The 11,394-nt window shown below is 49.0% G+C and carries 6 protein-coding genes and 1 CRISPR repeat array (1 of these 7 cut by a window edge); of the genes, 2 read left to right on the top strand and 4 right to left on the bottom strand.

From position 1 onward, the window contains the following. Positions 1 to 16: 16 nt before the first annotated feature. Genes AC5JR3_RS08830 through AC5JR3_RS08820 form a run of 3 tightly spaced genes read right to left on the bottom strand, consistent with a single transcriptional unit; the run spans position 17 to position 5,406 of the window. Positions 17 to 1,315 (bottom strand): family 8 glycosyl hydrolase, encoded by a 1,299-nt coding sequence (locus tag AC5JR3_RS08830; RefSeq protein ID WP_495845042.1) that lies wholly within the window; start codon positions 1,313 to 1,315, stop codon positions 17 to 19. A 15-nt stretch (positions 1,316 to 1,330) separates the two neighbouring features. Further along, entirely contained in the window at positions 1,331 to 3,679 is a 2,349-nt protein-coding gene (locus AC5JR3_RS08825; protein WP_495845039.1) for a tetratricopeptide repeat protein, read from the bottom strand. Beyond that, positions 3,679 to 5,406 carry a carbohydrate porin gene (locus tag AC5JR3_RS08820; RefSeq protein ID WP_495845037.1) on the bottom strand — a complete coding sequence of 576 codons (1,728 nt, stop codon included), beginning with the start codon at positions 5,404 to 5,406 and terminating at the stop codon, positions 3,679 to 3,681. Before AC5JR3_RS08820 ends, AC5JR3_RS08825 begins: the two co-directional genes overlap by 1 nt. A gap of 261 nt (positions 5,407 to 5,667) precedes the next feature. On the opposite strand from AC5JR3_RS08820, the gene AC5JR3_RS08815 reads away from it, so the two are divergent. Further along, complete coding sequence (locus AC5JR3_RS08815) at positions 5,668 to 6,291, top strand: hypothetical protein (protein ID WP_495845035.1); 624 nt, start codon at positions 5,668 to 5,670, stop codon at positions 6,289 to 6,291. 67 nt (positions 6,292 to 6,358) lie between these two features. On the opposite strand, the gene AC5JR3_RS08810 is transcribed toward AC5JR3_RS08815, so the two are convergent. Beyond that, complete coding sequence (locus tag AC5JR3_RS08810; protein WP_495845033.1) at positions 6,359 to 7,294, bottom strand: hypothetical protein; 936 nt, start codon at positions 7,292 to 7,294, stop codon at positions 6,359 to 6,361. A 412-nt stretch (positions 7,295 to 7,706) separates the two neighbouring features. Here AC5JR3_RS08810 and AC5JR3_RS08805 point away from each other — a divergent pair, with 412 nt between their 5' ends. After that, entirely contained in the window at positions 7,707 to 9,611 is a 1,905-nt protein-coding gene (locus tag AC5JR3_RS08805) for a cellulase family glycosylhydrolase (RefSeq protein WP_495845031.1), read from the top strand. Between the two features lie 264 nt (positions 9,612 to 9,875). Next, a CRISPR array of direct repeats spans positions 9,876 to 11,394; the repeat unit is 37 nt; unit sequence GTTTCAAATACCAATAATCCCTATTAGGGATTGAAAC (it continues 1,840 nt past the right edge of the window).

Below are 11,394 nucleotides of genomic sequence, written 5' to 3'. Positions count from 1 at the left end.
ATTGTGCGCGCGATCGCTAGCGTTCGTCCGGGTCTAAAAGCTGTGCCGTCACGGTAGTAGGAGGCAATAACCCCAACCAAGCAAGATTCTGAACGTAGTAAGCCATGTCATTATCCCAAACCCCCTCTTTGTAGGACGTTAGCAGTTTGCGTTGTCGGATCTGTTCGGCTGTTTCCGAGTCGATTAAGCGCAAGGCAGCATAAAGCATGGCATATTGCGAAGTAGATTCATAATCAACGGTTGGTTGCCCTTGTAAATTGATCTGAGCGGGAATTTTTCCTTCGCTGCGCCAGCGCTCCTGCAAATCGCCCAAGTGCTGGCGCAAAAACTGCAAAGCTTCCGGAGACTCAAACCAGGCAGCATCTAAAGCGACTCGCCACCAAACGCGGTAAGCATCAAAGCCATACTGCGAGTGCAGCGGGCTGGATTGGGGTACGCTCTGGAATAGACCCGTTTCGGTATCTAGGGCAACCCAATCACTCGGCAACTTCACAGCGGAAATCTGAGCAGCATTTTCTAGCACGTAGTAACTGCTGTCTACCAAACTCATCCAGTCGTGGTCGCCATCGACTTGAGCAAATAGGCGGAAGGCGTAGGGGGCAAGGTAGGAGGGGTTAAGCTTCACCAAGGGCGGCTTCACAAACGCCTCCTGTGGCCCTGGTAGCAAATAGCGCCTGCCATTAGCCGTAGTCACTGTAGAGTACTCCCACAAATCTTGTAGCTTGCCGCGAGCTAACTCCAGGTATTCCGGACGATTCCAGCGACGAGCCGCAAAAATCAGGGCGGTAATCGCATCGATATCAGCATCACTGGCAAAATTTCGGTCGATAACTCCCCACTTCCCCGTTTTGTCGCGTCCCCACTTCCATGCCCACAAGCGATCGCCGGGTTGTCCATTTGCCTCCTGACGCCGGAGATTCTTCTCTGCCCAGTCGAGGGTTTTGGCAAAGGTCGTTGGGTCATCAATTAACACGGCGCGGAGCATGGCGTAGGCTTGGGCTTCGGAAATCGAGCGATCGCTAGCTTCCCGATCGATGACTCGCCCATCGTCTTGAATAAAGCGCTGTTTGTAAACCTCCCAACTTTGCTGGAGCAGTTCCTGGTTTTCCGTTGCTGAAGGCAGCGACGGGGTGCGACTTACCACAGGAGAGACGGTAGCAACTGGAGTGCTTTCTGGTGGGGTTTCTGGCTGTCTCACCTGGGAGTCGGAAAAACAGCCCGCCAGAGAAAACAGGATGAAAGTATAAGCGGGAAAGATGAATAAGAATTTACACCCGGCGGTAATTTTCAATAGATTCCAGCGACTTCTATTCATCGGTTCATCCTTTAGCTAGTAGCGTTCCCAACTCGGCTGAAAGCCTCTGCGTCTGAGAAAGCCCTCTTGTAGCTGTTGCATTTGCTGAGACAATTCGCTGTCGGATGTCCCGTTGGCGACTTGTTCGAGTTGTAGCACTTCCAGTTGCTGTAGTGCCGCTAGTGGTCGGTCTTGTGCCGCCGACAGTCCGGCTAAAGCGCGGCGCACTCCCACATCATCCGGATTGACCGCCAGAGCTTGGGAATACAGTTCCTCCGCCTGGTCGAAGCGCCGCTGTCGAAAGCGAACGCCCCCTAAAGCGGCTAAGGCTCCAGTATTATCCGGCTCCTGAGTCAAAATCCTCTGGTAAGCCCGGTCAGCCAGTTCCAAATCGCCCGTGGCTTGCGCTAATTCTCCTTGTACGAAGTAGGCACCGAGGTTGTCTGGATCGTTGGCAATCAACCGCGCCACTCGCGCCCTTGCCTCGGCTGGGTTACGGGTAGCGATCGCCTGAACTAATCGCAGTTGTACCGGGATATTAGTGGGGTCAATCTCAAGCAGGGTGTTATACAGAGGCTCCAGTCGTGAATTGGCGGGGAGGGTAGCCACTAAGCTAAATAGTTCCGGAGGGGCGCTGGTTGCAGGTTGGGTGACTAGCCAGTTGTTGAGAATTGCCTCCGCCTCTGACTGGGTAATGCGTCTAGCTTGGTAGGCAAGACTTGCTCGTCCCAGTTGCAGGGTGGAGTCTTGAGGGTTGAGGGCAATGAGCTGGTCATACAGATCCAGCGCCGCGTCAGGACGACCTTGAGCGATGCGGACTCCCGCCAGTCCCTGCAAGGCTCCACTGAGAATGTCTGGATCGGTGGGGCTACTAGCAATCAATCCTTGATAACGTTGGGCGCTAGCTTCTAAGTTGCCCTCGCGACGCTCAATGTCTGCAATTAGCAACTCTGGGGCTTGGTCGTCAACGCCCTCGCTGGTGGCGTTGTAAGCGGCTAAGGCACCTCTTGCCGCCGCTAACTGGTTATTCTGGATGTAGATTTGAGCAATTCGGAAGTTTAAGAACGGTTCATTTACGCCTGTAGCCAGCAGATTTTGGTAAATCGGCAGCAGTTCTGGAATGGGAGGGTCTACTCGGAGCAACGATTGAGCGATTCGCCGCTGTTGCAAGAAATCGGTGGGGAGCGTTTGCAAGGCGGTCTGCAAGCGCTGTCTGAGGTCAGTTTGCGAGATGAGACCGAGTTGATTTTCTAGCGCTAATTGCTGCACCAACAGACTGCTATCATCCGGTTGGCTTCTCGCTAGTTGTTGATACAGTTGCAGGGCAAATTCCTGCTCTGCAGGAACGCCACTCAACACATCCGCTACTTCTCGAACTAACTGGGGGGAGGGATTGGAGGACTGGTCTAGTGCCAGTTTGTAGAGGTCGGCGGCTTCTGCGGAGAGGGTGGGTTGGTTGGCACGACGACCAATTTCATTGAGCGATCGCGCTAACGGTAAAATTGCCTCGGCTCTACTTCTCAAGGGGTCGAGAATTGCTAAGGCTTGGGCGGGTTGTTCATTCGCTAGATAAGCTCTGGATAATTCCGCCCGCGTCTGAATCCCGCGCTCATCTAATGTGGTTGAGTTAGAAGCTTGTAACTGACTTTCTAGAACCTGTACGGCAACGGCGGGAGTCCCGGTTTCCCGTAAAGCACGAGAATAGGCGATCGCGGCAAACCCATCAATCGCTTGCCCTGTCGCCCGATAGCGATTAAATAGTTCCAGTCCTCTTTGGTAGTCGCCGCTGTAGGTGTAAGTCTGGGCTGCCCCTAGCAAAACATTAGGAGTGGGATTACTTTGTAGCGCCACCTGATAGTCTGCCAGCGCTTCCGAAAATCTTCCTTGGTAACCGTAAAGTAAGGCGCGTTGGGCGCGGGCTTCGGTGTCACCAGGATTCAAATTTAATAAAGTGGTGAGTGCCTCAATGCCCTTAGGTTGCCACTCTGAGCGATAAGCACCCAAAAATCCCACGGTTTTTAGTGCCAGTTGGTTGTCTGGCTCGAGGGTGATTAACTGTTGATAAGCCTTCCAGGCGTTTTCATCTTGTCCCGCCCGTCGGTAAGCGATCGCCAATCCTGTAGCGGCGGGTATCGACTGAGGGTAACGCCGCACGGCTTGCTCAAAGGCAGCGATCGCATCATCAATCCAGCCTCGACCCAAAAGCGTATAGGCACGCTGGATGTCTGCGGGTACAGTTTGGGCGTAAGCGGCGGGAACCACCACCGGGCAGAGCATTGGTTCCCACAAAAACCCCAAACTTACAACCGCAATCCAACGCCGCCATCCAGGGCGAGTCTTGTGTTCTCGCCGAACGCCAGTGCCAATAGAGTAATCCTGTTGCATTATCGAAACTCTCTATTAGTTGGAGTTACATCAAACTCAGTTTTAACTCGAACACCTAAGACTGTCTCGGAAAAGTCATTGCGTTGCTGAACTGAAAAACCGAGCCGGAGGTTAGATAAAAAGCGAAAATCGTAAAATACCTCTAATACATCCGGTCGCTCAATTCCTGCTTGTTGCCGCAGTTGCTCGTTAGACAACGCGCGACCATAAGCGATACCTAGCCGATCTTCTGGGGTAAATAAGTCTAAAAAGCTAACCCCGAAATTAAACGTATCTCCCCCTAAACCTAAGGCTTGATTTTCGTACCGACCGTAGCGACCAAATAACCCTAAATTGAGATTAGGAACAAATACTTCCGCATTCACACCATAGGATTCCTCTCGGTCAGATTCCAAAATGCCAAAACGATCATCTCCCCTGGGGAGTTGAAATATTCCCTGGAATCCATCGTTGAGTCCGGCATCGCGGCTGGCGGCATAGGTGCCACGAATAATGGCGTTACCGTACCTGATGCCCACTTCCCCAGCAAATCCATCTAAGGTGAAGCCGCCAATATTCCGCGCGGAAGAATAAACCGCCGCCTTCGCCTCAATGTTATCGGTCAGAGTCCAGTTAACTAAGGCACCTGTACGAGGAGCAATTCCCGTGGCGCTGAGGGCAGGATTAGTCTGAAACACGGGATTGAAGAAATGCGTGGCTCCGTCTTTGGCAAAGCTATTGCGATCGAAGTAAGACGTTAAATCGATTTGTCCGATGACAAAGCGGAGATTCGGCAAATCTTGCAGCGAGGTTGCTAAATACAGTTCGTTCAGTTGCAGTCCCTGTCCGCGAGAATCATCAAAGGCAGTGCCATCGGTTAAATCCAGGGTGGCACCCGCTAAAACGCGGGGGGTCAGGGGGTAAACGGCTGCTAGCCTAGCTCGTGCCGAAGAATCATCGCCCTGGAGCAAATAGACGCCTTGTAACTGCAAGCTTGGCTCGTTCAAAGCCGTACTGCGCTGCAGGGGTTCCTGTTGTGACGGTACCGCCGCTGGTGGGTCGATAGTCGGGAACTGAGCGGAAGGATTCCCTATAGAAGGAGTCAGCGCTGGCGCAGCAAAGTTACCACTAGGGGAGGAATTGCTAGGAGGGAGAGTGGGAATGGTTGGGGTGAGGGTTCCCCGTTGCGCTGTCGAGGGTTGGAGGCGATCGCAACTCGTCCCTAGGCACTCCTGCTGTCTTGGGGCTAATAACCCTAAACCTACGTCAGAATTGCTTCCCGTTGTCACTAAAAGTGGGGGTTCAGCGATCGCCCCGGTTGGATTAGGAGGCAATGCCGGAATACCCCCCTCGCGTCCGGAGAAGGTTTGCGCTGGGCTAGGAGGAGTAAAGACCGGGCTGGACGCAGTAGTACGAGCAGCCGGAGCCACCGCCGCATTGCCTGACATCTGTTGGATTAAGGCGTCTTCAACTTGCTCAATGGATTGGAAGGTTGAAGGCGTTGGTATCTGCCGTTCTGACGGTCTGGGAACGAAGGCTTGAGGCGTCTCCGGACGGCGTTGTGCCAATGCTGATGCCGGAATCGGCTCAGAATTTTGGGGTTGTGGCGGCGGATTAGCTGGGGTGGGTTGGCTTGCCAACAACTCCATGACCAAGAGAACCAATACTGACCCCACTGAAAGCGAGCTAGCAAACCGTCGCGAGTCTGAGACGGTAGAGCGGCGAAAATCAAGAAAGATTGGATGCATCACTAAGCTTGGCTTGATATATTGACGAATATCCTGAGTTTAAATTGCCCCAACCGCTATCAGATCGTTCGAGTTTATCCCTCAGCCGTTCGTCGCTATTTTGATCATTCACCCATGCCAAATCTATTTTGTCCACTAACTTTCCCTCAGAGATTGACCCGTAGGTTCGTATATTTACGGACAGTAGGCGTTTGTCTGATTTTAGTTCTAATTCTTATTACTGGATGCACCCAAGAGCGATCGCCGAAAGTTGAGTTGAACATGCAAGTGCAACCATCAAGCCGTCCTGGGGCTTATCTGGTTGCTGGAAGTACTAATCTACCTGAGCAAAGTCTGATTGCCGTAGCAGCGACTCGCTCGCTTCGTCCTGGTTCAACGCCGGATGGGGTTTTTCAACAAAACGCAACTTATTCTATCCTGGCTCGACAAATTGTCAAGGTAGAGCAGGGAAACTGGCAAGCTACGTTGAATCTCTGGCAAATTGCACCCAATGGTCAGTTTCAAGAAGCTTGGCAACTCAATCAGTCTGAGATGGGAGTTTCTGTGAACCCAGAGACAGAGGTGACCTTTGTCGCTCTGGTCGAACCCGCAATTCAGTCTCCTGCTTTAGCACAAAAGCTAGAAACACTACTCGCCAATCCCTCTGGCGAACTCGTCCGATTTACAACCGATGATCAATATATACAAGCAACAAAAACTCTCTTGATTCCACTTCCGACCGGAAAAACCACACCTCCAGTTTTAGGAGCAGAGGATGAAAATGGGGGCTGGGGCGATCGCTTCCTGATTAAGGAGGAACCACCGAACGCTCAACCGGCTAACTTGCCACCGGCTAGCGAAACTCAGACCAACGCTCCCCTTTCATCTTCAGAGTTTTTACGTTAAGACTCGGACTTTGTAAAGAAATCCCTATAGCAACGCTCCCATACCTGAGCATTTTAGATAAAAGGGGTTAAGCCGTTTTTCTAGGGGCTCTTCTGCGGCTTCTTGAAGATTTTTTTTCAGGTTGCTCTGGTGAAGATTGGGAAACTGCTTGGTGTTGTTGCCGCTGAGATTCTAGAACTAATAAGCGATGATGAATCTCCTCTAGAATAGGATGAGGACTTTCTACTTCCTCTTGGAGAGGGGTGGATTCATCCGGGTCTTGCAGAACCGTTTGCAGGCTCTGGAGTTGAGACATCATTTGTTCAAATTGACTTTGTAGCTCTTGAATCTGCATCAAGGGCTGCTCTTTCCTGCCATTTCTTTCACTGACGGCTAAAGATTTGCCAGCCGTGGAATAAGTTGTTTCATCAGCGATCGCATAAGCCATGGCAGGCTTTTGTTCCCTAGGGGTAAAAGACCAACGGTCTAGATGATATCCTACGGATTCTGGTTCAACCTTGCTTTCGGTAGCCTTAACAGGGGCGTTTGACTGGATATTTCTGTTTTGTTGCTGGCAAGGCGCATCTGTGATTTCGGTAGCCTTGATAGCAGAAACTTTTGGCTGGGGGCTGTCAGAAACTTCATCATCTACAAAGAAGTTCAATCCAGAAGCTTGTAGCTGCATTTCTGACAGTTTTAGCTCCTCAATTTGTCCTTCCTTTTTCTTTAAATTGTCTTGAAGTGTAGACAATTCTTCGTCAATCTGAGCTGACTTGCGGCTAGACTCACGCCATCCTGTGATCGCTACACTGCCAACTGCAACTCCCAAGGACAGTGCTGTAGCAAAGCCCAAGTAAGGAGCCGCCACATCCCGAACCTTGCCATGAAACATCGGTTCCTCCCGAAGTTGGATAACTACGTCCTCAGAACCAATTACCGTCAAGGGCAAAGTTAACAAAGAAAAGATTGCACCAGAAAGCACTACTGAGGGTAAAATAAACCGTTTGAGAGGGGAAACCGTCATGACTGAAACCTCCACAAGATAGACGAGGATTGAATAAACTTGAGAAGCGATAGCTTTTAGCTAACCAGCAGCATTACTGAACAGGTGCTCCTTGATTAAACTTAACCAGATATACAGTAAATTTCCTTATAGGATTAGTGAAGAAGCTCGAAAAAGTATAAAGTTTTAGTAAATTTTACTGAGCAATCGGTGAATATACTGAGTAGCAGTAATACCAGAATGCTTTCTATTACAGCTATTTGAGCATTTTGATTAAGGATACAGAGGGCTTGATTGTTTAGCGCTTCTATCAGCTTGGTCGAGTTATATATGAATGAAGAAGTGCCTAAGGGGTAGAAACTTGACAGATTTACCTCATCCCCTTGGACGCGGGCGGAGTCGAACCTACTTCTTTGAACTTTAAAAAAAACCAATGCAGATGGCTAAGTTTTTCCAACAGAGCTTGCAGTTACTGAACTTTGTCTATCAGGCATTAAGACTGACGGTTCTCAGACTCTATAGGCGAAGGCGAACAATTTTTTCGCGCCAAACTGCACCTAAGCCAAAGAGTACTGATTTAAGGGTTCGTAGTCAGCACTTCAGTGCGGCGGCGAAGACAGCGCAGAGGACAAACCCGCGTTATATCAGAGCCATTTCACTTCAGCCTGTGAAGTTGAGAAAATTTTGGCGCGGGTTCAGTCTGGCTTTATTGTTGGGTTTGACGGCGTTGTTGTTGCACTCTCACCACTCAGTAAACAGAGCAGAGGCGGCTTTAACCATTCCGGTTCCCCTTTCTACTCGCGGTTCCCAAATTGTCGATGCTTCCGGGAAACCTATCTTGCTCAGAGGGGTAAACTGGTTCGGGATAGAGACAGAAAACCACGCCCCCCACGGGTTATGGGCGAGAGATTACAAGGAGATGTTGTCGCAAATTAAAAGCTTGGGCTACAACATCATCCGGCTACCCTACTCGGTGCAAGCTCTCAAAGAGAAAGAGGTGACTGGGATTGACTTCAGCATTGGCAGCAACAACGAGCTAGAGGGGAAAACGCCTCTAGAGGTGATGGATTTGATTGTTCAGGAGGCTCAACGGCAGGGGTTGTTAGTTCTGCTCGACAGTCATCAGCTCAACAACAAACGCATTCCTGAGCTTTGGTATGGTGATGGGTTTAGTGAGGCAGATTGGATTGATGCCTGGAAAATGCTCGCCACTCGCTATAAAAATCAGGCGAATGTGATTGGGGCAGATTTGAAAAATGAACCCCATGGGCGAGCTAGTTGGGGTACTGGCGATCGCCAAACCGATTGGCGACTGGCAGCAGAACGGGCTGGTAATGCGATTTTGTCGATCAATCCCAATTGGTTGATTGTGGTGGAAGGGGTGGAAAATAATGTCCCCGGACAAAAATTACCCATTCATTGGATGGGCGGTAATTTAGAAGGGGTAAAGCGCTATCCTGTACGGTTGTCTGTTAAGAATAAGCTAGTTTATTCTCCCCATGAATATGGGCCTGGGGTTTTCGATCAACCTTGGTTTTCTGAAGCCAGTTTTCCTAACAATCTTGAAAGACGGTGGGAAATTGGATTTAACTACATTGCTAGGCAAAAGATTGCCCCTGTTTTAATTGGGGAGTTTGGAGGGCGTCAGGTAGACAGCACTTCTAAAGAGGGCATTTGGCAGCGAAAGTTAGTAAATTTCATCAATCGCGAAAAACTCAGCTTTACTTACTGGAGTTGGAATCCCAATAGTGGTGATACGGGGGGCATTTTGCAAGAGGATTGGCTTAATGTCGAGCAACCGAAGCAAGAACTTCTCAGTACTTTGTTACCTCGGCAAAGTGCGCTGGAAAGTTCTCCTCGTACTCCCTCATCTCAACCGTCGGTTAGCAGAGATACTCGGCTGGCAAAACCTTCATCTGAATTGGGTTCTCCTCGTACTCCCTCACCTCAACCCTCTGTTAGGGTTCAACCGAGTACTTCTGAGACACCTCGCCGCCCTGAACGGTTTAGGGTTAACCAATCTGCACCTTCTCGACTGAAGTTGAAAACAGAGACTAATATTCAGTCAGATTGGCAAAGTGGCTTTTGCGTTAGTATGCGCGTGACTAATCAAGGTAATACCAAGGCAGAAAACTGGCAACTGAAGTTCCGGATGAATCAGGCGGCGATCAATAACAGTTGGAATGGCAGTTTTGCTCCCCAAGGATCGCAGTATGTGGTGACTCCGCCAGATTGGGGACGAGTTCTTGAGCCAAATCAAACGGTTGATATGGGCTTTTGTGCAAATAAGCTAGGAACTGACTACCAACCTCAGAATGTTTCGGCTTTGATCTTGTGAGTTTGAACGGTTCCGAGCGCGGATGGGTAGGTGTTGGGAGGCGATCGCGTTTTGATCTGCCTCTATCCCTCCTGCTACAAGGATTTCACCCCTATCTACCTCAAAACCGATCCGCGCCGTGGCTGAAACCCTTGTCTGAAGGTGATTTTCGCCAAGAGTCTTTTTCAGGTTTTTGGCGCTTCCCTCCCTCAAATGCTATAATATTTTCCATTCGCGCAACTGCACCTCGAAAACTAAATACACCAAGCTTTTCAGGCTGCCGCAGTTTCAAATACCAATAATCCCTATTAGGGATTGAAACAGGTCGAGGTGTACCACCACCTAGTAACACGATGCGTTGGGTTTCAAATACCAATAATCCCTATTAGGGATTGAAACCAAAGAAAATACTGCCCGCCAAAAGCGAGAACAGACAGTTGTTTCAAATACCAATAATCCCTATTAGGGATTGAAACTTCAAGAGAGAGGGGACAGGAATTGATCAACCGCCGTTTCAAATACCAATAATCCCTATTAGGGATTGAAACACTAGGAGACAGGCTCTATGGAATGCTGGATGACACTCTGCGTTTCAAATACCAATAATCCCTATTAGGGATTGAAACAATATTTCTCAATTCGCCAATGTTGTTGAGGGATAGTTTCAAATACCAATAATCCCTATTAGGGATTGAAACTATTTAGGTGCAAGAAGCACTTGCCGCCAAGTCAGGTTTCAAATACCAATAATCCCTATTAGGGATTGAAACATGAAAAGTACCTTATAGATGCCTTTAATGTAGGCGGTTTCAAATACCAATAATCCCTATTAGGGATTGAAACTTCATCATTCCCCCTTAGCAGCTTGGAGGAAATAGTTTCAAATACCAATAATCCCTATTAGGGATTGAAACCTTGAATGAGGCTGGCTACTAAAAGTTCTAAGCGATCGCCTGTTTCAAATACCAATAATCCCTATTAGGGATTGAAACCTGAAGGGAGCTAGGTCAGTCGATCAGTCTGTAGGTTTCAAATACCAATAATCCCTATTAGGGATTGAAACACTGGGAGTACTGCTTACCCACAATCCAGCTCAGGTTTCAAATACCAATAATCCCTATTAGGGATTGAAACCAAATATTTACGGGCATTGCTCCGGGTGAACGCGGGTTTCAAATACCAATAATCCCTATTAGGGATTGAAACGCCATCCTTCGAGATTTGCCCCCAGAGATCCGAGGTTTCAAATACCAATAATCCCTATTAGGGATTGAAACGCACTTTTAGCAATGCTTGAGGCAACGCTTCGGTTGGACTCAGCGAGTTTCAAATACCAATAATCCCTATTAGGGATTGAAACCCTAGCTGGGTGAGTGAAGCGGAAAAGGCTATCCGGTTTCAAATACCAATAATCCCTATTAGGGATTGAAACGAGCTGCTGCGTCGTCAATGGTTGCGACTGGCGACGTTTCAAATACCAATAATCCCTATTAGGGATTGAAACTCGCTGGATGATGATGCCTTACTTCTTCACAAAGACCTAAATGGTTTCAAATACCAATAATCCCTATTAGGGATTGAAACAGAGCGATTGCTATGCCGGGGCAAAGACCCGGACGTTTCAAATACCAATAATCCCTATTAGGGATTGAAACCAGAGAAGGAAGCTTTAAAAATCTCTTGCAACTGGTGTTTCAAATACCAATAATCCCTATTAGGGATTGAAACCCCTTGCCCAGCAGGTTACAGACCGCTGAGAATCGTTTCAAATACCAATAATCCCTATTAGGGATTGAAACCGGCA

The organism is Kastovskya adunca, from assembly GCF_059505785.1.
Note: the sequence above shows the minus strand (reverse complement) of the source record. Positions and strands in the feature narration are given on the sequence as shown.